The sequence below is a fragment of the Novosphingobium sp. fls2-241-R2A-195 genome (genome assembly GCF_030209485.1).
Lineage (GTDB): Bacteria > Pseudomonadota > Alphaproteobacteria > Sphingomonadales > Sphingomonadaceae > Novosphingobium > Novosphingobium resinovorum.
Genome location: NZ_JARVRY010000006.1, coordinates 212,680 through 237,979 on the forward strand (window position 1 = coordinate 212,680; position 25,300 = coordinate 237,979).

Annotated in this window: 25 protein-coding genes and 1 tRNA gene; 4 read left to right on the top strand and 22 right to left on the bottom strand. The window is 65.9% G+C overall.

The features are described 5' to 3' along the window. Positions 1 to 32: 32 nt before the first annotated feature. Together QRN25_RS06285 and QRN25_RS06290 are read right to left on the bottom strand one after the other, a co-directional pair. Positions 33 to 527 carry a L,D-transpeptidase family protein gene (locus tag QRN25_RS06285; protein ID WP_285018040.1) on the bottom strand — a complete coding sequence of 165 codons (495 nt, stop codon included), beginning with the start codon at positions 525 to 527 and terminating at the stop codon, positions 33 to 35. Positions 528 to 532: 5 nt separating this feature from the next. Next, a complete protein-coding gene (locus QRN25_RS06290) occupies positions 533 to 1,822 on the bottom strand; it encodes an adenylosuccinate synthase (RefSeq protein WP_285018042.1) in 1,290 nt (429 codons plus the stop codon). 237 nt (positions 1,823 to 2,059) lie between these two features. Between QRN25_RS06290 and QRN25_RS06295 the strand changes: the two genes are divergently transcribed. Further along, positions 2,060 to 2,923 (top strand): alpha/beta hydrolase, encoded by an 864-nt coding sequence (locus QRN25_RS06295; protein ID WP_285018043.1) that lies wholly within the window; start codon positions 2,060 to 2,062, stop codon positions 2,921 to 2,923. Here QRN25_RS06295 and QRN25_RS06300 read toward each other — a convergent pair. Then, complete coding sequence (locus QRN25_RS06300; RefSeq protein WP_285018044.1) at positions 2,920 to 4,044, bottom strand: ATP phosphoribosyltransferase regulatory subunit; 1,125 nt, start codon at positions 4,042 to 4,044, stop codon at positions 2,920 to 2,922. The two genes, QRN25_RS06295 and QRN25_RS06300, sit on opposite strands and share 4 nt — an antisense overlap. A 158-nt stretch (positions 4,045 to 4,202) precedes the next feature. On the opposite strand from QRN25_RS06300, the gene QRN25_RS06305 reads away from it, so the two are divergent. Further along, the gene (locus QRN25_RS06305) at positions 4,203 to 4,946 is read left to right on the top strand and encodes an EF-hand domain-containing protein (protein WP_285018045.1); all 744 of its coding nucleotides are present in this window, start codon (positions 4,203 to 4,205) and stop codon (positions 4,944 to 4,946) included. A gap of 4 nt (positions 4,947 to 4,950) precedes the next feature. On the opposite strand, the gene QRN25_RS06310 is transcribed toward QRN25_RS06305, so the two are convergent. The 3 genes from QRN25_RS06310 to QRN25_RS06320 form a co-directional block, all read right to left on the bottom strand. After that, on the bottom strand, positions 4,951 to 5,859 hold the full coding sequence (locus tag QRN25_RS06310; protein ID WP_285018046.1) for a bifunctional helix-turn-helix transcriptional regulator/GNAT family N-acetyltransferase: 909 nt from the start codon (positions 5,857 to 5,859) through the stop codon (positions 4,951 to 4,953). Between the two features lie 139 nt (positions 5,860 to 5,998). Next, complete coding sequence (gene serA, locus QRN25_RS06315; protein ID WP_271181702.1) at positions 5,999 to 7,582, bottom strand: phosphoglycerate dehydrogenase; 1,584 nt, start codon at positions 7,580 to 7,582, stop codon at positions 5,999 to 6,001. 180 nt (positions 7,583 to 7,762) lie between these two features. Continuing rightward, positions 7,763 to 8,908: a phosphoserine transaminase gene (locus QRN25_RS06320; protein ID WP_285018047.1), complete on the bottom strand. Its 1,146-nt coding sequence runs from the start codon at positions 8,906 to 8,908 to the stop codon at positions 7,763 to 7,765. 198 nt (positions 8,909 to 9,106) lie between these two features. Between QRN25_RS06320 and QRN25_RS06325 the strand changes: the two genes are divergently transcribed. Continuing rightward, positions 9,107 to 9,772 (top strand): extensin-like domain-containing protein, encoded by a 666-nt coding sequence (locus tag QRN25_RS06325; protein WP_285018048.1) that lies wholly within the window; start codon positions 9,107 to 9,109, stop codon positions 9,770 to 9,772. Between the two features lie 21 nt (positions 9,773 to 9,793). Here the strand turns inward: QRN25_RS06325 and QRN25_RS06330 are convergent, their stop codons facing one another. The 11 genes from QRN25_RS06330 to QRN25_RS06380 all read right to left on the bottom strand — a co-directional run bounded on the left by QRN25_RS06330 (position 9,794) and on the right by QRN25_RS06380 (position 19,218). Then, positions 9,794 to 10,624, bottom strand: a complete 831-nt coding sequence (locus QRN25_RS06330; RefSeq protein WP_285018049.1) for a hypothetical protein — start codon at positions 10,622 to 10,624, stop codon at positions 9,794 to 9,796. A gap of 126 nt (positions 10,625 to 10,750) precedes the next feature. Next, positions 10,751 to 11,866 (bottom strand): TonB family protein, encoded by a 1,116-nt coding sequence (locus tag QRN25_RS06335; RefSeq protein ID WP_285018050.1) that lies wholly within the window; start codon positions 11,864 to 11,866, stop codon positions 10,751 to 10,753. 103 nt (positions 11,867 to 11,969) lie between these two features. Further along, complete coding sequence (locus QRN25_RS06340; RefSeq protein WP_036522556.1) at positions 11,970 to 13,922, bottom strand: potassium transporter Kup; 1,953 nt, start codon at positions 13,920 to 13,922, stop codon at positions 11,970 to 11,972. 124 nt (positions 13,923 to 14,046) lie between these two features. Beyond that, positions 14,047 to 14,727 (bottom strand): tetratricopeptide repeat protein, encoded by a 681-nt coding sequence (locus QRN25_RS06345; protein WP_285018051.1) that lies wholly within the window; start codon positions 14,725 to 14,727, stop codon positions 14,047 to 14,049. Next, the gene (locus tag QRN25_RS06350) at positions 14,724 to 15,137 is read right to left on the bottom strand and encodes a cytochrome c-type biogenesis protein (protein WP_285018052.1); all 414 of its coding nucleotides are present in this window, start codon (positions 15,135 to 15,137) and stop codon (positions 14,724 to 14,726) included. Before QRN25_RS06350 ends, QRN25_RS06345 begins: the two co-directional genes overlap by 4 nt. Beyond that, entirely contained in the window at positions 15,134 to 15,685 is a 552-nt protein-coding gene (locus QRN25_RS06355) for a DsbE family thiol:disulfide interchange protein (protein ID WP_069707485.1), read from the bottom strand. The genes QRN25_RS06350 and QRN25_RS06355 overlap by 4 nt, the downstream gene beginning before the upstream one ends. Next, positions 15,682 to 17,649: a heme lyase CcmF/NrfE family subunit gene (locus QRN25_RS06360; RefSeq protein ID WP_285018053.1), complete on the bottom strand. Its 1,968-nt coding sequence runs from the start codon at positions 17,647 to 17,649 to the stop codon at positions 15,682 to 15,684. Before QRN25_RS06360 ends, QRN25_RS06355 begins: the two co-directional genes overlap by 4 nt. Before the next feature lie 13 nt (positions 17,650 to 17,662). Then, on the bottom strand, positions 17,663 to 18,133 hold the full coding sequence (ccmE, locus tag QRN25_RS06365) for a cytochrome c maturation protein CcmE (protein ID WP_008830267.1): 471 nt from the start codon (positions 18,131 to 18,133) through the stop codon (positions 17,663 to 17,665). Beyond that, on the bottom strand, positions 18,133 to 18,273 hold the full coding sequence (locus QRN25_RS06370) for a hypothetical protein (protein WP_285018054.1): 141 nt from the start codon (positions 18,271 to 18,273) through the stop codon (positions 18,133 to 18,135). The genes ccmE and QRN25_RS06370 overlap by 1 nt, the downstream gene beginning before the upstream one ends. After that, entirely contained in the window at positions 18,273 to 19,007 is a 735-nt protein-coding gene (gene ccmC / locus QRN25_RS06375) for a heme ABC transporter permease CcmC (RefSeq protein ID WP_008830265.1), read from the bottom strand. The genes QRN25_RS06370 and ccmC overlap by 1 nt, the downstream gene beginning before the upstream one ends. Before the next feature lie 134 nt (positions 19,008 to 19,141). Next, positions 19,142 to 19,218: transfer RNA gene (locus QRN25_RS06380), tRNA-His, on the bottom strand. A gap of 178 nt (positions 19,219 to 19,396) precedes the next feature. Between QRN25_RS06380 and QRN25_RS06385 the strand changes: the two genes are divergently transcribed. After that, complete coding sequence (locus QRN25_RS06385; protein WP_008830264.1) at positions 19,397 to 20,029, top strand: prolyl hydroxylase family protein; 633 nt, start codon at positions 19,397 to 19,399, stop codon at positions 20,027 to 20,029. Positions 20,030 to 20,051: 22 nt separating this feature from the next. On the opposite strand, the gene QRN25_RS06390 is transcribed toward QRN25_RS06385, so the two are convergent. From QRN25_RS06390 to bamA, 5 genes are all read right to left on the bottom strand, one after another. Beyond that, positions 20,052 to 20,621, bottom strand: coding sequence for a superoxide dismutase family protein (locus QRN25_RS06390; RefSeq protein WP_285018055.1), 570 nt, complete (start codon positions 20,619 to 20,621; stop codon positions 20,052 to 20,054). Between the two features lie 221 nt (positions 20,622 to 20,842). Further along, positions 20,843 to 21,070 carry a 50S ribosomal protein L31 gene (gene rpmE, locus QRN25_RS06395; protein ID WP_008830262.1) on the bottom strand — a complete coding sequence of 76 codons (228 nt, stop codon included), beginning with the start codon at positions 21,068 to 21,070 and terminating at the stop codon, positions 20,843 to 20,845. A 223-nt stretch (positions 21,071 to 21,293) separates the two neighbouring features. Continuing rightward, a complete protein-coding gene (gene fabZ / locus QRN25_RS06400) occupies positions 21,294 to 21,746 on the bottom strand; it encodes a 3-hydroxyacyl-ACP dehydratase FabZ (protein ID WP_271181712.1) in 453 nt (150 codons plus the stop codon). A 15-nt stretch (positions 21,747 to 21,761) separates the two neighbouring features. Then, the gene (locus QRN25_RS06405) at positions 21,762 to 22,478 is read right to left on the bottom strand and encodes an OmpH family outer membrane protein (RefSeq protein WP_271181713.1); all 717 of its coding nucleotides are present in this window, start codon (positions 22,476 to 22,478) and stop codon (positions 21,762 to 21,764) included. Next, positions 22,478 to 25,153, bottom strand: a complete 2,676-nt coding sequence (gene bamA, locus QRN25_RS06410) for an outer membrane protein assembly factor BamA (protein WP_285018056.1) — start codon at positions 25,151 to 25,153, stop codon at positions 22,478 to 22,480. Before bamA ends, QRN25_RS06405 begins: the two co-directional genes overlap by 1 nt. Positions 25,154 to 25,300 lie beyond the last annotated feature (147 nt).

Sequence of the window (25,300 nt, forward strand, 5' to 3'; positions counted from 1 at the left end):
CCTCCCTGTCACGGAGCGATGGGGAGGATGGCTCAGGGTTCGATCTCGATGGGGGTGCCGTCGGCCACGACTTCCCACAGAGCCTCAATCTCTTCGTCGGAAACCGCAATGCAGCCGTCGGTCCAGTCGCCGGGTACACGGCCCGCAGCCCAATCGTTCGGCTGACCGTGAATCATGATCATCCCGCCCGCAGAGCGCCCACGCCCCGCCGCAAAGGCGCGGTCGTCGGCGTTGGGGTAAGAGATATGAAGCGAGAGATGATAGGCGCTCGCCGGGTTGCCCCAGTCGATGACGTAACGCCCCTCCGGGGTCCGCTCGTCGCCTTCGAAGCGCTTGGGGCCGACGGGCTCGTCGCCGAGCTGGATATGCTCGATCACATGGACGAGGCGGCCTTCCGAGTAGAGTTCCATGATCCGCGCCGCCTTGCGTACGCGGATCATGTCGATGTCAGGCAGTTTCAAAGGCCGGGGCGCTTCAGTGGCGCCCAGCAGCAGAAGCAGCGGGGCGAACCGAAGGACGCCCCGCATCATCATCAATCCACGAAAGGATCGCGCACGAGGATGGTGTCCTCGCGCTCGGGGCTGGTGGAGACGAGCGCCACCGGCGTCTCGATCAGTTCCTGGACGCGCTGGATGTACTTGATCGCCTGCGCGGGGAGGTCCGCCCACGAACGGGCACCGGCGGTGGTGCCCTGCCAGCCGTCCATTTCCTCGTAGATCGGCTCGACCGCGGCCTGATCGGCGGCGTGGCTCGGGTAGTAATCCAGCACCTTGCCGTGCAGGCGGTAGCCGGTGCAAATCTTCACCTTGTCCATGCCGTCCAGGACGTCGACTTTCGTGAGGGCGATCCCGGTGACGCCCGAGATCGCGCAGGACTGGCGCGTCAGCACCGCGTCGAACCAGCCGCAGCGGCGCTTGCGGCCGGTGACGGTGCCGAATTCATGGCCGCGCTCACCCAGACGCTGGCCGGTCTCGTCCTCCAACTCGGTCGGAAACGGGCCGGAGCCGACGCGGGTGGTGTAGGCCTTGACGATGCCCAGCACGAAGCCGGTCGCCGAAGGGCCGAGGCCCGAACCGCTGGCGGCGGTGCCCGACACGGTGTTGGAGCTGGTGACGAAGGGATAGGTACCGTGATCGACGTCGAGCAGCACGCCCTGCGCGCCTTCGAACAGGATGCGCGCACCGGCCTTGCGGACCTTGTTGAGACGCTTCCACACCGGCTGGGCGAACTGCAGCACGAAAGGCGCGATTTCACGCAGTTCGCTGAGCAGCGCCTCGCGGTCGATCGGGGGCTGGCCGAAACCGGCGCGCAGCGCGTCGTGGTGCGCGCAGAGGCGATCGAGCTGCGGCTCCAGTGCATCGAGGTGCGCCAGATCGCAGACGCGGATCGCACGGCGACCGACCTTGTCTTCATACGCCGGGCCGATGCCGCGGCCGGTGGTGCCGATCTTGCCCGCACCGGCAGCCGCTTCACGCAGGCCGTCCAACTCGCGGTGGACCGGCAGGATCAGCGGGCAGTTGTCCGCGATCGCGAAGTTCTCGGGATTGATCTCGACGCCCTGCCCGCGCAGCTTCTCGACTTCGGACTTGAGGTGCCACGGATCGAGCACGACGCCATTGCCGATGATCGAAAGCGTGCCGGTGACGATGCCCGAAGGCAGCAGGCTCAGCTTGTAGACCTGTTCGCCGACGACGAGCGTGTGGCCCGCGTTGTGGCCGCCCTGAAAACGCACCACTGCGTCCGCACGGCTGGCGAGCCAGTCGACGATCTTTCCCTTGCCCTCATCGCCCCACTGGGCACCGATCACGGTAACATTTGCCATGGATATGCTCCTCCACCCTGCCACGGTGGATCCGGTATCGCCCTTCGACAGGACTCGACGATACGGATTTACGGTGGGGCAGGAGGCCCCGGCTTTTTCGGTCGGGCCCCTAAGGGCAAGGGGGGGCGGTAGTCAAGGGTCACCGGCACGAACGGGTTACTCTTCATTACACTTGGCGACTTGCCCCTGCCCGCTCCGGCCTGCGACCCTGCAGACATATCACGGGAGCATGCGACCATGAAGAAAACCGCTATGATCACGATCGGTGCCCTGCTGCTGACGGCAGCGACACCCGCCCTCGCGCAGCAGCGAACGGAAACTCTGAGGTACGGCACCGGAGCGCTGCAGACGCTCGATTTCTGGCCAGGAACTCAGAACGGGGCCGCGCGCAAAAAGCCTTCCCCACTGGTCGTCTTCGTTCACGGCGGTGGCTGGAAGCGCGGCGACAAGGACAGCGCCACCGGCCGCTACAAGGTCGCGCACTACACCGGCGAGGGTTACGCCTTCGCCAGCGTCAACTACCGACTGGTTCCCGAGGCGACCGTGGAGCAGCAGGCGCAGGATGTGGCCGATGCGCTGGCGACCCTGCTCAAGCGGGCGGATTCGCTCGGCATCGCGCGTGGCAAGGTCGTGTTGATGGGGCACAGCGCAGGCGCGCATCTGGTAGCGCTGGTCGGCACCGACCCGCAGTATCTGCGCAAGGCCGGACTGTCCTACTCCGACATTCGCGGCGTGATCCCGATCGACGGCGCCGCTTACGACGTGCCGGAGCAGATGCAGGACGCGGGGCGCCTGATGGGCGGTACATATCGGCAAGCTTTCGGAACCGAGCCGTCGCGCCAGCGCGCGCTTTCGCCCACCTTGCAGACGGCCGCGCCCAATGCGCCGCAATTCCTGCTGCTCCACGTCCAGCGCACCAACGGCGTGCGGCAAGCCCAGGAACTGGAAGCGGCGCTGCGCAAGGCGGGCACGAAGGTCGAGCGCGAAGGCTTCCCCGGACGCGGATTGCCGGGGCACATGCAGATCAACCGCGAACTGGGCAATCCGGACTATGCCGCGACCGGCGTGGTCGATCGCTGGCTCGCCCGGGTGTTCGGCTAAAGCGCGACCGCCTCGCCGCCTTCCAGCTTGTGCGAGCAGCCCAGCGCCAGCGCATCGTCCGCTTCCGAGAGCGCAGCGACGGTCACCCAGCCGATCGCGCGCTGACGACTAGCGACCTCGCGGTCATGGCCGAGTGGGAGGAACAGGCGGCGCTCCTCGCCCGCAGCGGCGGACAGGCTTTCGATCAGCGGATCGGGGTAGAGCGAGAAGCCCGTCGCGGATTCTGGATTACGGCCGGTCTGGCCAAGGATCGAATACGTACCGCCGCGCCCGAGGCTGCCCGGCACGCCGTCGGCGTAGATCGTGAAACCGAACCACGACTGATACTCGAAACCATGCCGCTCGGACGGGTCGAGCGTCAGCCGCGCCTTGCCGTTCACCCGCGCGGCGATCGCCCGCAGCGCGGCAATGCGGCTGGCGAGTACACCGCCGACATCAAAGGCTGCCAGTTGCTCGATCGCGCTGTCGAACGGCCCGACGGCGTAGAGCAAAGGCAGATAGGCTTCACCGCCCGCATCGACCAGCCCGCCTGCGTCCTTGGCGTCGAGCATCTGGCGCACCGCCTCGATGTTCATGGAGGGCAGCGGCAGTGCCCCTGCGCTCAGCGTATCGACGAGGTCGGGGAGGGTGAAGTCCACAGAAACGCCCGTCGCGCCCGCCGCGCGCAGCGTCTCGATCGCCAGTTCGACGATCTCCGCCACAGCCTCGGTCGAATCGGCGCCGACGAGTTCCGCACCCAGTTGCAGCCGCTCGCGCGCCGGATCGAGGCCGTCGCCCTTGATCGTCACCACCTGCCCCGAATAGGACAGCCGCAGCGGACGCGGCGCCTGCGCAAGGCCGGTCGCGGCGATGCGCGCGACTTGCGCGGTGATGTCCGAACGCAGCGCCAGCATCCGCATCGAGACCGGATCGACGAAGCGGAACATGCGGCGCACCTGAACGCCCGCCATGCGGTGCGCCAGTGCCTTTTCGAACTCCAGCACGGGAGTCTCGACGCGCGCGTAGCCGTGGCTCGCAAGAACGTCGTGCGCGGCGCGGCGCACCGTCTGGGATGCCCATGCCTGCTGCGGCAGACGGTCGCCCAAGCCCTCGGGCAGAAGATCGCGGTCGTTTTCCTGCATAATGGCCGCGCCCTTAGCCCGCCGAAGCGCGGTTGTCGAATGTACAAATTTGCGACGATTGGCGACGAATTTTCCATCGGCTCCGTAAGGTCCAGCCGCTAAGTCGAACCCAGGCGTCTGGCGGGACGCATCCTGTTTCAATCAACGAAGGCGCAACCATGAGCCCTGCCCGCACGATTACCCCGCTTCTGGCCGTACTGCTGATAACACTGGCTCCGCCAGCCCTTGCCCAGGGCATGGGAGGCATAGACGGCGGCATGGGCGGCGCCGGAATGGGTGGCGGTGGCATGGGCGGAGACGACATGGGCGGCGGAGGCCCTCCCGGCGGCGGCGGCGGTGCTCGTCCCCCTCAGCCGCCTAAGCCTATCAAGCGCGCACGCTTCGACAAGATCGTCACCGACATGTTCCACGACGCCGACACCAACCGCGACGGCACCGTAACACTCGACGAATTGCACGCGCTCGTCGAGGCGCGACGCGCAGTCATCATCAAGGAACGCTTCGCCGCAATCGACGCCGACCGCAACGGCTCGATCTCCATGGCGGAATTCAGCGCGTGGCAGAGCAAGATGGGCTCGGCCGCCACCAGCGACGATGCGGCGACCGGTGACCGAAGCGGCCCGATCGTCGAGGCAGTCATGCCCGACGTCGGCGAAGATCGCGCACTCGCGCGGTTGATCGAGCCCCTCAGCGGCACCGTGATCGCGCGCGCCAACACCAATTACGACGCAGGCGTCTCGCTGGAGGAACTGCTGGCCTACGAAGGCAAGCTGTTCGACGCTGCCGACACCGACCACGACGGCTACCTGTCGATGGAAGAACTGCGCCCCAAGGGCAAGGACGGGGAGCGCATGCGCGGTCCCGGCAGCCCCGGCCCGATGGGCGGCCCGCCGCCGCGCTGATGCTTCAGAGCAGCGCGCGCCAGGTCTCGCCCTGAACCGGTTCGCCGAACGTATGGTGGACCTGGGTGTCGATGCACTCGAAGCCGTTGCGCGCATAGATGCGGCGCGCGGCTTCGAGCACGGTATGCGTCCATAGCACCACCTGCCGGTAGCCCTTCTCCCGCGCGAAATCGAGGCAGCCGGCGACCAGCGCGTCGCCGATGCCCCGCCGCCGCGCGAAAGGCTCGACGTGGAGCAGGCGCAGCCGAGCGGTGCCTTCCCCCTCGTCGGTAAGGAACACCGCGCCGGCCATGACACCGCCCAGATCCGCGACCCAGCAGCGCTCTCGCTCCGCATCGAAGTTTCGCAGGAACGCAGCGGTGGTTTCCGCCTCCACCACTTCGAGCCCGCGGCCCCAACTGTGGCTTTCGGCGTAAAGCACCGACTGGCGCGCCGCCACCTGACTGACTTCGCCGACCCGCGCGTCGCGGATCGTGAAGGCATCGGGCGCCTGGCGATCCAGCAGCAGCCGCGCCCGCGTCAGCGCCTGCACCAGATCGTCGCGCTCGGTCGCGCTCAGGCGTTCCAGATCGTGCGCGACGGCATCGCGCTGGCGCCCGTCGATCTCCTCGAAAGCCGCCTGCCCCGCCTGCGTCAGCCGGATCGGGCGGGCACGCGCGTCGCTGTCGAGCCGGTCCCGCGCGACCCAGCCCCGATCCTCGAACCGGGCGATCATCCGGCTGAGGTAACCGCGATCGAGGCCCAGCTCCGCCTGCAGGACATTGGCCAGCACTGGCCCGAGCCGTGCGATCTCGAACAGGAGGCGCGCTTCCGGCAGGTTCGCGTCGGTGTCGAGAAAGCGCGCGTCGATGGCGCCGACGTGCCGGGTGAAGAAGCGGTTGAAGGTGCGGATCGCGTCGATGGCCTGGTTCATGCGCCAGCCTTGATCGATTATGTTGACTGAGTCAACAATATCGAGAACCGCGAGGCGAACGACGCCTCCCCAACGAAAAAGGGGCCGATGCCACAAGGCACCGACCCCTCTTCCGTTGGGAGCTTCTTAAAGCGTCAGCTCAGAACGTCAGCGCCTTGACGGTCTTCACGCCCGGCAGCGCGCGTGCCTGCTCCAGCAGCCCGGCCGAGAGATCGCCGTCCACCGAGAGCAGCAGCACCGCTTCGCCGCCAGCCGCGCGGCGGCCGAGGTTGAAGGTGCCGATGTTGATCGCGTTCTCGCCCAGCAGCGTACCGATGCGGCCGATGAAGCCCGGCGCGTCCTCGTTGACGATGTAGAGCATCGAACCGTCGAGTTCCGCCTCGACCTTGATGCCGAACATCTCGACGAGGCGCGGCTCGACGTTGTTGAACAGCGTGCCGGCCACCGAACGCTCGCCCGCTTCGGTCTTCACCGAAACGCGGATCAGGGTGTGGTAGTCGCCCTCGCGCTCGGTCTTCACTTCGCGCACTTCGAGGCCGCGCTCCTTGGCGAGGAACGGGGCGTTGACCATGTTCACCGTGGCCGACTGCACGCGCAGGAAGCCGGCGAGGACGGCGGCGGTGATGGGCTTCTGGTTCAGTTCGGCAGCGGCGCCCTCGACGTGGATCGAGATGCGCGGAACCGAGTCCACGGTCAGCTGGCCGACCATCGAACCCAGCACTTCGGCCAGCTTCATGTAGGGCTTGAGCTTGGGGGCTTCCTCAGCGCTCAGCGACGGCATGTTGAGCGCGTTGGTGACACCGCCGTTGACGAGGTAGTCGGCCATCTGCTCGGCGACCTGAAGCGCCACGTTGACCTGCGCTTCGGTGGTCGATGCGCCCAGGTGCGGGGTGCAGATGAAGTTCGGGGTGCCGAACAGCGGCGATTCCTTGGCCGGCTCGGTCTGGAACACGTCGAGAGCGGCGCCCGCGATGTGGCCCGAATCGAGGCCCGCCTTCAGCGCGGCTTCGTCCACCAGACCGCCGCGTGCGCAGTTGATGATGCGAACGCCCTTCTTGGTCTTGGCGAGGTTCTCGGCCGAGAGGATGTTGCGGGTCTGGTCGGTCAGCGGCGTGTGCAGCGTGATGAAGTCCGCCTTGGCCAGCAGCGTTTCCAGGTCCGCCTTCTCGACGCCCATTTCCACGGCGCGCTCAGGGGTAAGGAACGGGTCGAAGGCGACGACCTTCATGCGCAGGCCCAGCGCGCGGCTGGCGACGATCGAGCCGATGTTGCCCGCGCCGATCAGGCCCAGCGTCTTGCCGGTGACTTCGACGCCCATGAAGCCGTTCTTCGGCCACGTACCGGCCTGCGTCTGGGCGTTCGCCTCGGGCAGCTGGCGGGCGAGCGCGAACATCAGGGCGATGGCGTGCTCCGCAGTGGTGATCGAGTTGCCGAACGGGGTGTTCATCACCACGACGCCCTGCGCCGAGGCGGCAGGGATATCGACGTTGTCGACGCCGATGCCGGCGCGGCCGATGACCTTGAGGTTCTTGGCGGCGGCCAGCATTTCCTTGGTCACCTTGGTCGACGAACGGATGGCGAGGCCATCGTATTCACCGATGCGGGCGATCTGCTGTTCCGGGTTCTCGCCGGTGATGACGTCTACGTCGCAGCCCATCTCTTCGAAGATGCGGGCGGCGTTGGGGTCCATCTTGTCGGAAATGAGGACTTTGGGCTTGGTCATGGAATAGGTTCCTTCACGCTGGCCGTAAGGGCCATGGCGGAGTGAAAAATCGCTGAGTGAAACTCGATCGCGCAGCAAGATCCTCGTCATCCCCGCGAAGGCGGGGACCCAACTGATGCTGTTTCAGGTTGCACCGTCATCAGCTGGGTTCCCGCCTTCGCGGGAATGACGACGGTGTTCTTACGCTGCGACCTGCTCGGCCTTGACGGTGGCATAGGCCCAGTCGAGCCAGGGACCGAGATCCTCGATGTCCTGGGTGTCGACGGTGGCGCCGCACCAGATGCGCAGGCCCGCAGGGGCATCGCGGTATCCGGCGACGTCGTAGGCGGCGTCCTGCTTTTCGAGCAGGGCGGCGAACTTCTTGATGAAGTCGGCGTCGGCGCCTTCGACGGTCAGGCAGACCGAGGTCTTCGAGCGGGTCGCCTCGTCCACCGCGAGGTGGCCGAGCCAGTCGCGCTCGGCGACGATCTTGCCCAGCGCAGCGGCGTTGGCGTCCGAACGGGCCTTCAGGCCTTCGAGACCGCCCAGCGACTTCGACCATTCCAGCGCGAAGATCGCGTCCTCGACGGCGAGCATCGAGGGAGTGTTGATCGTCTCGCCCTTGAACACCCCCTCAGCGAGCTTGCCCTTCGAGACGAGGCGGAACACCTTGGGAAGCGGCCATGCCGGGGTGTAGGTTTCCAGACGCTCGACCGCGCGGGGGCCGAGGATGAGGACGCCGTGACCGCCCTCGCCGCCCAGAACCTTCTGCCAGGAGAAGGTGGCGACGTCGATCTTCGACCAGTCGATGTCGTAGGCGAACACCGCCGAGGTCGAGTCGGCGAAGGTCAGGCCCTCGCGGTCGTCGGGGATGAAGTCTGCGTTCGGGACGCGCACGCCCGAGGTGGTGCCGTTCCAGGTGAACAGCACATCGGTGCTGAAATCGATCTGGGTGAGGTCGGGAAGCTGGCCGTAGTCGGCGCGGATCACGGTGGGATCGAGCTTGAGCTGCTTGGCAGCGTCCGTCACCCAGCCTTCGCCGAAGCTTTCCCACGCAACCGTGGTCACCGCGCGCTGGCCGAGCATGGTCCACATGGCCATCTCGAAGGCGCCGGTGTCTGAACCGGGGACGATGCCGATGCGGTGGGTATCCGGCAGCTGCAGCACTTCGCGCATCAGGTCGATGCAGTAGGCGAGGCGAGTCTTGCCGATCTTCGCACGGTGCGAACGACCCAGCGATTCGGTGGCGAGCTTTTCGGGGGAATAGCCGGGCGGCTTGGCGCAAGGTCCGGAAGAGAACTGCGGACGAGCAGGCTTACGCGCGGGAACGGCAATCAAATCAGTCATTTCTGACTCTCCTTACAGAGAGCACGCGCGGCGTTGGGACCGCGTGGCCCGGAGCCGCTCCTAGTGGCACCTACGGGGATGTCAATCGTCTTGCAGGCCAGTTCACTGTGCAAAACGGTCGCATGCATATGGCGCCCTGCCGCCGTGTAAGGCACGGATAAGCGCAGGTTAAGGCACTGCCCCCAAGAGCTTGGACCCATGCGCAGAATTTTGTTCACCCTCCCCCTGCTCGCCGTGCTGAGCGGGTGCATCGACCGTCCGGCGCCTTCGAAGCAGCAGCCGAGTCGCACCGCGACTCGCCCCCGTCCTGCACCGCCAAGCGCGGACCTGCGCCAGTGCCTTGCCACGCTGAGCGCGCAGCAGGCGGTGTTCACGCTGGTAGAGGACCGCTGGTACGGCCACGCCTGCTCCACCGTGGGCACGGTGAAGCTGGCCGCGCTCAACACCGACAGCGCCACGATCACCGTCACCGGCCTCGGCCCCGTGACATGCGCTACGTCGACCAAGTTCGCCGGATGGGCACGCTACGGCGTGGACCGCGCGGCGCAGCAGATCCTGGGCAGCAGGCTGGTGAAGATCGAGACGTTTGGCAGCTATTCGTGCCGCAACGTCGCGGGCACCGCACGCCGGTCCGGCCATGCCAGCGCCAATGCAATCGACGTCTCGGGCTTCGTGCTGGGCGACGGGCGGCGGATCACCGTACTGGGCGACTGGAACGGCGGCACGCCTGCCGAGCGCCGCTTCCTGCGCGTGGTGCATGACAGCGCCTGCAAGCGCTTCGGCACCACGCTGGGGCCGCAATACAACGCAGCCCATGAAAACCACTTCCACCTGGAAGCCGACGGGGCCAGCTTCTGCCGTTAAGCCCCCGTCAGCCGCCGAGCCTCAGCTGGCCGAACGGCAGTTCTCGAGCAGCAGGATGTGATCGGTGGGGCTGAAATTCTGATACACGCCGCTCATCCGGATGCTCTTGCCCGGCTTGAGCTGGAGCGCGAATGCAGCCTGCCCCTTGGCCATGACGCAGGCGATGTCGGTCTTGAACGCCGCCTGACCCGGAAGACGGATCCCCTGCTGGTAGGGGTGCGGGATCTTGTACGTGACGATGTATTCGCCGCGATCCTTGGTCACCAGATCGACCATGCCCTTGATGATGAAGGTCTTGCCCTGATAGCGCAGCGGGATCGCCGCCGCATTGCGCTCGGTATCCTTGGAGATCTGCTGCGAGAGCGACAGTGCGTCCATCTCCAGCGGCGGCGCGGTGCTGACCGCTTTCATGCCGCTCGCCGCTGCGGCAAGGCCTGCCTTCCCGCCCTTGAGACCGCCCAGCATCTCGCACATCTCGGTCTTGGCGGCATCGGCGGGAACGGTCTGCCCCGCACGCAGCTTGGCCTCCATCTGCACCGTACCCTGCCCGCCGCTGCTGGTCGCGGTGATGGTGATCGGGAAGGCCCGCGCCTTGCCGGTCTGCGGCTGCTCGATCAGCATGGAACCGTCCTCAGGCTCTGCCACAAGAACATCATAACCCTTGCCCGCGACGATGCCGCGCATCTGCCCGATGGCGCTGGCCGGGGTCAGCGCGGGCACGGTCACGCTGGCGGTGAAACGCTGGCCGCTGATGATCGAGCCGGCCTTGGCAAAGCTCTCCTCGCAAGTGGCGGCTTGAGCCATCGACGGCAGGAAAACGGCCGCTCCGGCAGCCATCAGACAAATACGCATGGTTTCCCCTCTGGGCTCTGACAAGCAAAAGTGTGCTTTATCAGACTGCTAGGTGCAAGAGGGATGACAAGTATCGTCAGATGTCCCTCCGACCGAAGCGTGGAATCGGCATCTCCGGATATCCGCTCAGCCGCCGAGGATGACCGGGTCGGGTGTGTCGTCGCTGTCCCCCGCGTCTGGATGGATCGCGAAACGGATGCGTTCGATGCAGCCGCTGCGGCCTTCCTGCGAGGGCGCCGCCTTCGCCGACTGGATCACCTGCAGCGCCTGCCGCCCGAAATCGTCAGAAGGCTGCGCGGCCAGCACCTTGGCATTGCCCACCGCCCCCCACGGCGCGATGTCGTAGCTGACGACCGCCCAGCCCTCGATCCGGCGGCGGTTGTAGGCCTGCGGGAAGCGCAGCACCGGCTGGCTCGCCCAGTCCTGCCCGGCCGGGCACTTGTCGCCTGCGGGAAACGCGCTCTTTTCCGGCATCGGCGGCGCGGGGAGCACTTCGGGCTGGCGCCAGTAGGGATAGGAACACCCCTTGCGCGCACCGCCGGTGAAGCGCGATTCGCGCATCGCCTTGACCGCCGCCGCATCGAGCGCCTTGTTGCCGGTGCCGGTGCCGATCCGCACGTTCACCGGCTTGCCGCCCGCATCGGTGTCGTACGTCACCAGCGCCCATTCCTTCATGCCGGGGGTGCCAGGGAGCTTGGCGAAGTCGGGGAGCGCGCGCACCAGAGGCTGCGGGCGTGGGGCGTCGGCGCAGTTGCTGCCTTCGCGGATGCGCTCCCAGCCCGGCATCGGCAGCCGTCCGTTCAGCGGCGTCACCGTGTAGGACACCAGATCGGGCACTGCGGCGGTGGCGAAAGGCGCGACCGCGACCGCATACGTCACCGAGCATGCACTGTGCGCTCTGGCCGGGAACCGGCTGGCGGCGAGCGCGGGCGCGATGTCGTCGTTGGGCACGAAGCGGGCATCCCCGCGCGTGATCGAGACCGGTCGGCCACTGGCGTCGATGTCGAAACGCAGCGTCACCGACTGCTGCGCGTTCGGCCCGCGCCAGCCGATGGTGTTGAGCGGCCGGCGCAGCGGCGCGCCGGAGACGAGAGCGCCGCCATCGCAGCGCACGTCCCCGGGCGTCCAGGCGGCAAGGCCGCGTTCGCTCGAACGGCGGAATTCATCGGCGACGACCGGCGGCGGAGGGACCGCAGGAGGCGCCGCCACCGCCATCAGAACTGCCAGAGCAACCGCCACCATGCCTGATCTCCTTGTCCGGAGATTTCAGGCTAACACGTTGCCAAGACAGGACAAGGACAGATCGGCGCCACAATCGATGCGGTTGGGCGCCGAAGTCGACGCATCAAATCTCCAGCTGGCTGCCCAGTTCCACCACGCGGTTCGTCGGGAGGCGGAAGAATTCCATTGCGCTCGCCGCATTGCGCATCATCCACGCGAACAGCTTTTCGCGCCAGATCGCCATGCCGGGCTTCTCCGAGGGTACCAATGTCTGGCGCGAGAGGAAGAAGCTGGTCTTCATCATCTCGAACGGGCCGCCGCACATCGGCGCATGGGCCAGCGCGGCGGGAATGTCGGTCTCCTCCATGAAGCCGTAGCGCAGCGTCAACCGGTAGAAGCCCTGCCCCAGATCGACGACGGTGAAGCGATCCTCCGGCTCCACATAGGGGCCGTCCTGCACTTCCACCGTCAGCACAACGACGCGCTCGTGCAGCACCTTGTTGTGCTTGATGTTGTGGAGCAGCGCCGAAGGCACACCCATGTTGCTGGAGGCCATGAAGATCGCCGTGCCCGGCACCCGCGCGGCGCTGCCGTGGGCGCTCTTAGCGAAGACGTTGAGCGGCAGCGCGGCCTCGGTCATGCGGTCGCGCATCAGGCGGCGGCCCTTGTTCCACGTCGTCAGCAGCGTGAAGGCGATGCCGCCGATCATCAGCGGGAACCAACCGCCGTCGGGGATCTTGGTGGCGTTGGCGGCGAAATAGGCGCCGTCGACCACGAAGAACGTGACGATCACCGGGATCGCCAGGGCCTTGTGCCATTTCCACACGACCAGCAGCATCACCGCCATCAGGCAGGTGTCGATCAGCATCGCCCCGGTCACCGCGATGCCGTAGGCCGAGGCGAGGTTCGACGAGTTCTGGAACACCAGGACCAGCACGATCACGCCGGTCATCAGCGCCCAGTTGACGAAGGGGATGTAGATCTGTCCCGCCTCGTGCTCGCTGGTGTGGCGGGTGGAAAGGCGGGGGATGAAGCCCAGTTGCATCGCCTGATGGGTGATCGAGAACGCGCCCGAGATCACCGCCTGGCTGGCGATGAAGGTGGCGCAGGTCGCCAGGATCACCAGCGGCAGGCGCAGCGATTCGGGGGCGAGGTTGAAGAACGGGTTCTCCATCGCGACCGCCGCCTGCGCGTCGTCGAGGCCGAGGATCATCGCCGCCTGCCCGAAGTAGTTGATGAGCAGGCAGGGCATCACGAAAGCGAACCACGAAAGGCGCAGCGGCCCGCGCCCGAAGTGCCCCATGTCCGCATAGAGCGCTTCCGCCCCCGTCACCGCCAGCACCACCGAGCCGAGGGCCAGGAAGCCGAGGATCTTGTCGGTCAGGAAGAACTGGATCGCGTACCACGGGTTCAGCGCCACCAGCACCTCGGGCATCTGGACCAGATGGTAGATGCCCAGCACCGCGAGCACGGTGAAGTAGGTCACCATGACCGGCGCGAACAGCGCGCCAATCTTGGCGGTGCCGCTCTTCTGGATCACGAACAGCGCGATCAGCAGCACCAGCGCGATCGGCAGCACGAAGGGCGCGAGGTCGGACTGGACGACGGTGAGCCCCTCGACCGCCGAGAGCACCGAGACCGCCGGGGTAATCATCGAGTCGCCGTAGAACAGCGAGGTCGCGAAGACGCCCAGCAGCACCACCAGCGGGCCGTAGCCAGACTTGCGGATCGCGCCGGAAATCAGCGCGACAAGCGCGAGGCTGCCGCCCTGCCCCTTGTTGTCCGCACGCATCAGCACACCGACGTACTGCACCGACACCACCAGCGTCATCGACCAGAAGATCAGGCTGACGACGCCGAGTACGTGCAGTTCGTCGATCGCCAGCGGATGCGGGCCGACGAAGGTTTCGCGGAAGGCATAGAGGGGGCTGGTGCCGATGTCGCCGAAGACGACGCCGACCGCGCCAAGCGCGAGCTTGGTGATATTGCCCGAGCCCTGGCCGTGATGGCCGCCCGAACTGTGAGACTCACCCGCCGTCGAAGGAACGTAAGGTGTGTCTGCTGGAGAATCACTCATTCATGCGTCCTGTAATGGACTCGCAGACACGCTAGAGCGGCTGCGGCAGGCTTGCGCCGTTAGCAGCATGAATGGGGCCAAGCAACGATACTTACAATCCCCGCGCCCGGCGGCAATGTTCCGTTCAGGGATTGGCCGGGCCGGGCTGAACGGGCGCCGATTCGGTCGGGGCCTGACCGTTTTGCGCCGCGATCGCGGCGTCGAGGCGCATCAGTTGCTGGGCGAGCGGCAGGCGCCATGGCGCATCCTCGGGTGCGGTCTTCACAACATCCACCCACAAGGCACGCGCCTCGGCGAGTCTCCCCTCGCGCGCATAGGCGAGGCCGAGGAAGAATCGTGCGCCCGGCGCATCCGGCTCCGCGTCGATCGCACGCTGGTAGGCGTAGAGCGCGGGCGGCGTCAGCATGTTGTCTGCGTGGGCGACCAGCGAATTGGCCAGCGCCAGCCAGGCGTCGGCGTTCTTGGGGTCATCCTCGATCGCTCCGCGAAGGACTTCGGCGGCATCGGCATACTGACCGTTGCGAGCGAGGCCATCGGCGATCACCACCCAGCGGTTGCTGGTCGGGATGCCGCTATTGGTGACCTTGGCGCGGCCTTCGACCAGCGCGGCGGGGTCGGCGGACACGGACTCGGCCGAATCCTTCGGCGCTCCTGCCAAGCTCGGGGAGCCCTGCGTCACGTATCCCGCGATGCCGAGCAGCAGCGCCGAAGCCACCGCCTCGCGGCATCCGCGCGGCACCTTGAATACGAAAAGCAGCACCGCCAGCACGAGGACGGCTAGGCCGATCACGAAAACCCAGGTCACTGCCCTGCTCCTTTTGCGGAAAAGCGGCGCCGCAGAAGCAGGAAGGCGATGAGGATCAACACGCCCGGCACCGCGAACAGCGGCCAGGTCAGGCCGGTGAGCTGCGGTGCATAGCTGACGTAGTCGCCGTAGCGCTCGATCAGCCAGGCGCGGATCTGCTCGGGAGTCTCGCCCGCCTTGATCCGCTCACGCACCAGCGAGCGCATCGAACCCGCGATCGGCGCGTCCGAATCCGCAATCGACTGGCCCTGGCACTGAAGGCAGCGCAAGGTCTCCATGAGATCCTGCGCCTTGGTTTCCTGCGCCTGATCATCGAGCTGTCGGTAGGCGTAAGGCGCAGTGGACTGTTCTTCCTGCGCGAATACCGGCGAAGCAAATGCGAGAGCGACGAGAGCGATGAGGCGCTTCACTGGCCCGCCTCCTTCAGCTTCTCGAGCAGCAGCCCGAGGTGCTCGGGCCGAATTTCGCCGATGTGCTGGTAGACGATCGTGCCCTTGCCATCGACCACGTAAGTCTCCGGAACGCCGGACGAGCCGAGCGCCAGTTGCACTTTCCCGTCATCGTCCGCGCCGATGCGCTGGAACGGGTCGCCGTTCGTTTGAAGGAAGCCCTGCAGGTTCTCGGTCGTGTCGCGCACCGAGATGCCTTCGATAGGCACCCCGGCCTTGGCCAGCGCTCCGAGTTGCGGCGCCTCGACGCGGCAGGGAATGCACCAGCTGGCGAACACGTTGACGAGGTGCGGCTTGCCGTTGGCAAGCACCTTGCTGTCGAGGCCGGGCCGTCCCGGCAAGGCGGCAGGCAGATCGAACTGCGGCATCGACTTGCCGACGAGCGCGGAGGCGACATTGCGGTCCGCCGGGCGATAGAGCCCGACGATCACCAGCGCCACGAAGCCGAGGAACAGCGCCAGCGGCAGCCAGATCGCCCAACGTGGCGCTTTTGCGGGTAAATCGCTCATCGTCCCTGCTTCTCGCGCCGATAGGCGATCTTGTCCTTGGCCACGATCCGCCGCACGTCGGCCGCCACCCGGCCCAGCAGCGCCAGCAGGCCGCCCAGCGCGATCAGCAGACCGCCGATCCAGATCAGCGGCGCGAAAGGCTTCCACCACAAGCGCAGTTGCCAGCGCGATTGCTTCTCGCCATCGACCTTGGGCGCCTCGCCGCCGAGCACGGCGTAAAGCTGGCCATTCCAGCGCGTCAGCAGCGCCGATTCGCTGGTCTGCTGCGGCGGCGCCCAGAAGCTGCGCGACTGCGGGAGCATGCGCGTCACCTTACCGTCGATACCGTAGCGCACCAGCAGGCGCGCCTCCATCGCCGTCCAGTTCGGCCCGGCGACAGGCTCGACGGTGTCGAGCTTGACGCCCCATGGCCCGACTTGCGTGACCTCGCCCATGCGCACGGCGACCAGCTTCTCGACCGAGAAGGCGCTCTCGCAGCTCATGCCGAACAGCGCGACGGCAATGCCAAAGTGCGCCACCACCATACCCCAGATCGGCAGCGGTGTGCGGCGCAGGTTGCGGCCCTTGAGCGGCAGCAGGCTGGCCCAGCCGAGCCCGACCGAGAGCGCAAGACCGATCCAGGGCAGCAGCGCGACACCGCCCAGAACCAGCACGCCGATCCCGCCTGCGACGACCAGCATCGCGGGGATCACCAGCCCGCGGCCGACGCGCCCGAACTTGTCCCGCCGCCAGCGCAGCAGCGGCCCGACCATGAGCACGACCAGCATAGGCACCGCGAACAGCGCGCTCATCGGGTTGAAATACGGCGGCCCGACCGAGACCTTGGCTCCCATCGCCTCTGCGAACAGCGGGTAGAGCGTGCCGAACAGCACGATGCCCAGGATCGCCGAGAGCATCACGTTATTCACTACCAGTGCGCCCTCGCGGCTGACGAAGGCGAAGCGCTCGCCCTCGGTCACGGTCGCGGCGCGGAGGCCGAACAGCACCAGCGCGCCGCCGATGTAGATCGCCAGCAGCGCGAGGATGAACGTGCCGCGCTGCGGATCGACGGCAAAGGCATGCACGCTCGTCAGGATGCCCGAGCGCACCAGGAACGTGCCGATCATCGACATCGAGAACGCGACCACGCCCAGCATGATCGTCCAGGCGCGCAGTGCATTGCGCGCCGCCAGCACGCCGCACGAATGGAGCAGTGCCGTCGCCGCCAGCCAGGGCATCAGCGAGGCGTTCTCGACCGGGTCCCAGAACCACCAGCCGCCCCAGCCCAGTTCGTAATAGGCCCAGTACGAACCGGCGGTGATGCCCACGGTGAGGAATATCCACGCGCCTAGTACCCACGGGCGCATCGCCTTGGCGAACGCCGGGCCGACCTCGCGCGTCACCAGCGCGCCGATAGCGAAACTGAACGCGATCGAGAGCCCCACATAGCCCAGGTAGAGCGTCGGCGGATGGAACGCGAGGCCAAGGTCCTGCAGCAGCGGGTTGAGCCCGTTACCCTCCATCGGCACCGGCGAAAGCCGCTCGAACGGGTTGGAGGCGAGCAGCAGGAAGGCATAGAAGCCAAGGCTCACGAAGGCCTGCCCGGCCAGCGTCGCCAGCATGGTGCGTTCGGGCAACCGCTTCTCGACGAGCGCCACGAAGCCGCCGCCAAGACCCATCACCGTCACCCACAAGAGCATAGAGCCCTCGTGATTGCCCCAGGCCCCGGCGATCTTGAACACCAGCGGCTTCATCGAATGCGAATTGAGCGCGACCAGCTTCACCGACAGATCGGTGACCGAAAAGACGTAGATGAGACAGGCGAAGGCCAGCAGCGCCAGCCCGCCCTGCACCACCGCCACGGGGCGTACCGCACCGCCGAGCACAGCGCCGCGCTCTGTCAGCCCCAGCGCACCGGAAACGAGTTGCAGCGCCGCCAGCGCGGCCGCCAGCCAGAGGGCGGCAAGACCTAGTTCAGCGATCATTTGGGTTCAGCGATCATTTGGTTTCTTGCATGACCTTCTGGGCCTGTTCCCTGGACATGTCCTGCATCTCGCGGGGCACGTAATTCTCGTCATGCTTGGCGAGGAGGTTGTCGGCGACGAATGTGCCGTCCGTGCCCATCTTGCCCTCGGCGACGACGCCAGATCCCTCGACGAAGAGAGAGGGGACGATGCCCTTGAAGGTCACTGGCACGCGCGCCTTGCCGTCCTGCACGGCGAAATTGATCGTCACTCCGTCCGCCGCCGTCTTGAGCGAGCCCTTCTCGACCATGCCGCCAAGGCGCACGGCGCGGCCGGGCTCGGGCGGCCTGGCGACGATCTCGCTCGGCACGTAGAAGTAGCTCGCCTGATTGCGCAGCGCCCATGCGGCGAGCAACGCCGCCCCGATGAGCACGACCAGCGCGACGATCAGCAGCACGAGGCGCTGGTGCTTGGCCTTGATCGGGCTCTTGGCGACCGTCGCCATCAGCGGTTCCTCGCCGAATCACGGCGCTTTTCTGCGCGGCGCATCGAAAGCAGCGCCCATGCGACCATCGCCAGCGTCGCGCCGACGCCGACTAGATAGGCCGCGACCACGAAGGTCCATGGGTCCATCGCTTCACGCATCAGAATGCCTCCACTTCCGCGCGCGCTTTCCTGCGCAGCCGCGCCTCGGCCTGCTGCTCGGCCAGGATCGCACGCATCCGGGCGAGCACGACGCCTGCGAAGATCAGCGTGAAACCGAGCATCGCGGCAAGCAGCGGCACCAGAAAATCACCCGACATCGCGGACTTGCCCACGGTGATGCTCGGCGGCTGGTGCTGGCTGTTCCACCAGATCACCGAGTAATGAATGATCGGCACGTTCACCGCGCCGACGAGCCCGAAGATGGCGGGCGCGCGATTCTGGCCGCCGTCCGCAGCCTCGCTCGCCTGCGACAGCGCCATCCAGCCGAAGTAGAGGAACAGCAGCACCAGCATCGAGGTCAGCCGTCCGTCCCAGACCCACCATGTCCCCCACGCAGGACGCCCCCACAGCGAACCTGTAAGTAAGCAGACGGCGGTAAAAACCGCGCCCGGCACCGCGCAGGCCTTCGCCGCGATGGCCGCGAGCGGATGACGCCAGACGAGTTCGGTGAAGCTCGCGCCCGCGATCCCCATCCACCCGGCCATGCCCAGCCAGGCGGCGGGCACGTGAAGATAGACGATGCGCACCGTCTCTCCCTGCAGGCGCTCGGCAGGGGCGACGAACAGCCCCCAGCCCAGCGCCGCGAAGGCGACGACCAGTCCCGTGCCCATGCACAGGGGCATCAGCCAGCGGGCGATGCGCAGAAAACGGGCGGGATTGGCAAAGCCGTGCATGACAGGCGCGCTTCTATAGTGCGTGTTGAAAGGAGCAAGTGACTCAGATCAAAGCACAGCGCTTTTCATGCGCCAATCGGGCATTGGTATCATGATGCCGCTATGAGCATCACACTGTGGTAAAAGGGAGAAAATGGGGCGATCGATGGGGTTCGAACCCACGACCTCCGGTACCACAAACCGGCGCTCTAACCAACTGAGCTACGATCGCCACAGGCGCACTCGAGAGGCGCCGCGTCCGGCATCGGACGCTGCTGCATCCGGTGCGGAGCGCGCCTTTTGCACAGCGCGCGGATTCTTGCAAAGCAAAAATGCGGAGACGCGAAATTTACCTGCCCGGCACCTCGCACGCGATTTTCCTGCGCCCTGCCCGTGGCTAAGGTCGGCGCATGGACGAACCCGGCGAATCATCGGCTGCAAGACTGCTATCCCACCCCGGCGTTCAGCGCTTCCCATCGTCCCGGCTCGACCTGTTCATCCTGCGCGAGTTCCTTAGCGCCGAGCGCTGCGCGCAGTTGGTCGATCTGATCGAGACCAACAACCGCCCCTCGACCATCGCCGACTACAACGGAGACGATGCGTTCCGGACCAGTTCGACCTGCGACCTGTCACGCGACTATCCGGTAGTCGACGAACTGGCGCAGGCGCTGTCCCGACTTTCCGGCATCGACCTTGCCCATGCGGAACCGCTGCAGGGACAGCGCTATGAAGTCGGGCAGGAGTTCAAGGCACACACCGATTATTTCGAGCCCGACAGCGCCGATTTCGAGAAATACTGCAAGGTTCCCGGCCAGCGGACCTGGACCTTCATGATCTACCTGAACGACGTCGAGGCCGGGGGCGCGACTCGCTTCAAGGTCATCGACAAGATGATCCAGCCCGAGACCGGCAAGCTCATCGGCTGGAACAACCGCCGCGCTGACGGCAGCTGTAACGCGGCGACGCTTCATCACGCGATGAAGGTGCGCAAGGGCCGCAAGTACGTCATCACGCAATGGTATCGCGAGCGGCCCTGGGGCTGATCCCCAAGGCCGCCCGGACTTTTTACTTGGCCGCAGCGATCACCGCGCAGGCGATGCGCCCGCCGGCGTTGCCCGAAGGCTGGCTGGTGTAGTCGTCCACGCCTGCGTGGATCACCAGCGCCGAACCGTCCGCGTCGAGCAGCGACTTCGGCCCCGGCGAGAGCGTCACGCCGGCATTCAGCACCTGCGTCTTGAGCAGGCCGTCCGCGCCGACATTCTGATTCGGCATGTCACCGCCATGCGGGCCGGTCGCGACCATGTAGCCGTGCTGGTGATCGCCGCCGGTGAAGTGGCCGCCCGAACTGTCGAACTTGGTCGCGGTGTCGCACACACCCTTCTGGTGGAAGTGGAAGCCGTGCTCACCCGCCGGAATGCCCTTGGCCTCGGCGCTGACGAGAACGCCCGCCGGGGTTTCCTGCAGCATAACCATGCCGATGGTCTTGCCGTCCAGCCCGATCAGGTCGGCATGGATCATCGGCGCTGCGGCCGCAGTCGTTGCGGAGTGGCCGGTATGGTCATCAGCCGCACCGGCAGCGCCGGCGAGCGAGAGCAGGACCGCCGAGGCGGCGAGGATGCGGGAGGATCGCTTCATATCGTATCTCCGGTCTTTCGGGCTGGATGGCTGCGAAACGCAGCCGCACGCATGGACGTTCCCCCCCCCCGCGTGGACATTCACGACCCTAAAGCCCTGCACATGAAAGGCAATCGCAACTGGCAATGAAATTTTGCCCGCTATGCGGGCAACAAAAAAGGCGGCCCGAGGGACCGCCTTCTTCGTGAAGCTGATGTTCGGAAGCGCGAAGCCCCGCCCAATCAGTTCTTCTTGAGCGTGAGACCGCCGAAACGCTTGTTGAACTGGGCCACGCGGCCACCGTCCTGAAGCTGGGCCTTGCCGCCGGTCCATGCCGGGTGCGAGGTCGGGTCGATGTCCAGAACCAGCGTGTCGCCTTCCTTGCCCCAGGTCGAGCGGGTCTGGAAGGTGCTGCCGTCGGTCATCTGCACCGTGATGGTGTGGTAGTCGGGATGCGTATCGGCCTTCATGGGTCTATCTCTTTCGCATGTGGCCGGTTCCGACCGGCCTGGCTTGGAAAGCGGCGCGCTTACAGCGAAGCGGGCCGAAATGCAAGGGTGAAGAAACCCACCCCTGCCCCCTCCCGCGAGCGGGAGGGGAATGAGAGGTCCCCGCCAACACAGCTCTCCCGCTTGCGGGAGGGCCGGAAAGCTTGGCAGCTTGCTGCCTAGCCGGACGGGGTGGGCAGCAGCCTCAGGCGTCCGCGATCATCGCCGTGAAGTTGACCTCGCAGGTCACCTTGTCGTCGATGGAGGCCTTGCCCCAGAACTTGCACACGCGCGAGCGCTTCTGGACGAAGCCGGTGCGCAGTGTCAGCAGGTGCCCGGGGGTCACGGGGGCGCGGAACTTCGCGTCCTCGATCGCCATGAAGTACACCAGCTTGCCGGTCCCGGCGAGGCCGAGGGTCTCGATCGCGAGGATGCCCGCAGCCTGCGCCAGCGCCTCGATCTGGAGGACGCCGGGCATGATCGGTCGGCCGGGGAAGTGCCCCTGGAAGAAGTCCTCGTTGAAGCTCACCGCCTTGACCGCCTCGATCTCCTCCTCAGAGATCGAGACCACGCGGTCGACGAGCAGCATCGGGTAGCGGTGCGGAAGCGCCGCCAGGATCTTCGCGGTGTCGTACACGACTTCGGCGTTATCGCTCATGCCCGTGACGTCCGATCAGCGGCCCGAGGGCTGCGTCGCCGGGGCGGCGCCGGCCGGAGCCTGGCCCTGAGCGGCAGCCTGCTGTGCACGCTGCTCGCGAACCTGGCGCGGTTCCCAACCCGCGGGCGGAACCAGCTGGGCCGAGGGGATCGACGTGTTCAGCTCGTTCAGGATGTCCTGATTGAGGTTGTAGGCGCCGCCGTTGACCGCGAGAATCGCGTCGGGCGAGATCAGGATCGACACGCCCTTCTTGGTCATCGCTGCCTTGACCGCATCGTTCAGCTTGTCTTCGATCTGCTCGTTGACGTAAGCCTGCGACAGGCCGACCGGCTGCAGGATGCGCTGGAGTTCGGCCTTGCCGTTCTCCTGGATCTGCTGGATCGAACCGGCCTGCTGTTCAAGTGCAGCCTGCGTGACCTTGCCGCCCTGACGGTCGGCGTTGAACTTGTCGATCAGCGGCTTGATCTGGGCGTTGAGCGCGTTCTGCCGGGTCTGCGCCTGGTCGAACTGCGCCTTGAAGGTGGTCTGGCGCTGCGTTTCCGCGGTCTTGAACGCGTTCGAGTTGGCGATCACCGCATCGAAGCTGGCAACGCCGAGGCCCTGCACGATCGTACCGCCGGTTGCCGGAGCAGCGGCTGCCGGAGCAGGCTTGGCTGCAAGCGCGGGCTGCGCCGCAACGGCGGCGAACGCGAGGCCAGCGGCCAGCGCGACGAACTTGGTCTTGGTAGTCATCAGAACTGGGTTCCCACGTTGAAGTTGAATGCCTTGGGATCGTCGCCGTCCTGCTTGAGCAGCACGCGCGAGAAGTCGATGCGGAACGGGCCGAAAGGCGAGTTCCAGTTCACGCCGATGCCGATGGCGACACGCGGCTTCCAGGTATCGCCAACGAAATACTCGTTGAAGTTGTACGCGTAATTGCCGGTGGGGGTCAGCTGGCGGCCGCTCGAGTCTGTGGACGACGTAGTCGTCGTATCCGTGTCATTGCCGTTGGCGTCCTTCACCTTGTAGGTCGGGATACAGCCGTTCTTGCAATCGGTCAGATCGCTCTTGTTGAACTTGGTCCCCCACACGGCACCGACATCGGCGAAGATCGACGGGCGTAGGCCCATTTCACGCGCACCCGAGCCCAGCGGAATCTCCATCTCGGCACGGCCCATGTAGTAGTAGTTACCACCCAGCGCGTCGTCCGACCAATCGCTGCGCTTGGTCGATTCCACGCCATCAGTGATATACTTACGCAGCACGCGCGGACCGACGCCGCGAATGGCGAAGCCACGGAACTGCGGCTGACCGAGATAGAAGCGGTCGGTCAGGCGAATTTCCTGCCCCGCCAGCCCCTTGATCGCGCCACCTTCAGCGGACAGCGAGAAGATGAAGCCATGCCCCATGTTGAAGAACTTGGACGCATTGCCGCGGATGCGCGCATACTTCACATCGCCGCCCAGACCCGCGAAATCGACATTGACCGACGCGGTAATTCCGCGCGTCGGGCGCATGCGGTTGTCCAGCGTATCGTAGATCAGCGAGCCGCCGACGATCGAACTAAGGCGCTTGCCGATCGCGTCGCACAGATAGCGGCCGGCATAGAGCGGATCGCACTGCAGCGTGCCGTTAACGCGAGTGGAGTAATACGTGTCCTTGTCCAGGCTGACGTCATCGTAGTTCAGCGTATAGCTGCCTACGGCCGTCAGATATTCGGTAAGCGGCACGCCTGCACGGATCTGGATACCCGTGGTCGACTGCTCATAGGTCGTGTTGCGGTCGGAGTTGTAGTAATTGAAGCTGTTGTAGTCGCGGCGGTAGATATTGACGCCGAGCGAAACGTTCTTGTCCAGCAGGTATGGCTCGACGAAGCTGGCTTCCACGCTCTTCGAATAGCGCGAGATGCTACCCGAAAGGCCGACCGTCTGACCACGGCCACGGAAGTTGCGCTGCCGGATCGAGGCCTGGAAGATGAAGCTCTCGAGGCTGGAGAAACCCGCCGAAAGCTGGAGTTCGCCGGTCGGCTTTTCCTCGACGTTGGCTTCCAGAAGAATGCGGTCGTCGGCGCTGCCGGGCTTCTGCTCGACCTCGAACTTCTCCTGGAAGTAGCCGAGCGACTTGATGCGGTTAGTCGAACGCTTGACCTGCAGCGAGTTGAAGGCATCGCCTTCCGCCAGACGGAACTCGCGGCGGATCACCTTGTCCTGGGTCAGCGTGTTGCCGTTGATGTCGATCTTCTCGACATAGACGCGCGGCGCCTCCTGGATCACGAAGGTCAGCCCCATGGTGAGGTTTTCCTTGTCGCGATCGTACTGCGGGCGGACGTCGGCGAAAGCATAGCCGAAGGCACCGGCAGTCTCGTTCAGACTGTCGATGGTGTCCTCGACCTGCTTGGCGTTGTACCAGTCACCCTTGTGCATGGGCAGGTTGCCGGCCATCTTCTCGCCGTCGAAGTCGCGCAGCTGGCTTTCGACCTTCACGTCGCCGAACTTGTAGCGCTTACCTTCCTCAACCACGTACGTGATGATGAAGTCCTTCTTGTCCGGCGTCAGTTCGGCCACGGCCGAGACCACGCGGAAGTCGGCATAGCCCTGCGTCAGATAGAACTGGCGCAGCTTCTGCTGGTCGAAGGCCATGCGGTCGGGGTCGTAGCTGGTGCCCGAGCTGAACAGACGGGTGAAGCGCGCCTGCTTGGTCACCATCTGGCCGCGCAGTTCGCCGGCCGAGAAGTGCTCGTTGCCGATGATGTTGATCTGGCGGACCTTGGACTTGTCGCCCTCGGTGATTTCGAAGACGATATCGACACGGTTCTGGTCGAGCGAGACCATCTTCGGCTCGACGGTCGCGGCGTAGCGACCCTGGCGCTTGTACAGCTCGATGATGCGGGCGACGTCAGCGCGAATCTTGGAACGGGTGAAGATCTGGCGCGGCGCGACCTTGATCTCGGGAAGGATCTTGTCGTCCTTGATGCGCTTGTTGCCTTCAAGGATGATGCGGTTGACGACCGGGTTCTCCTGAACCGTGATCGTCACTACGCCGTTGTCGAACGCAACCTGCGCGTCCTTGAACAGCTCGGTGCCGTAGAGGTCCTTCAGCGCGGCGTCGGCGGAAACCTTGGTGTAGTTCTGGCCGACGCGCATCTTGATGTAGGACAGCACCGTCTGCGCTTCGAGGCGCTCGGCGCCCTTCACCACGATGGTCTGGATCGGCTGGCCTTCCTCGACCGGCGCAACGACAGCCGGAGCGGGAGCAGCGGGTGCGGAAGGGACTGGCGCGCGCTTGCCTGCCTTTGCCGCTTGCGCGGAAGCCTCCATGGGCATCCCCGCGAGGATGGTGGTCCCGAGGAGCACTGCTGCAACTTGCGAGCCCCAGAGGCCTCGGGCGCTGCGCGCTCCAGTGCCGCGAACCATTTCCCGTCCGATCATTCTACGCAAAATCCCGTATTCGCTTTCGCGATGAAAAACAGACCACCGGCGGGAGCGCACCCAGACCCGCAGGCAATCGCAGCCATCTGCCCGATGGAGCCGGTCCAATCAAGCAGACAAAACCCGGCAACATTGTGATCGCTCGTG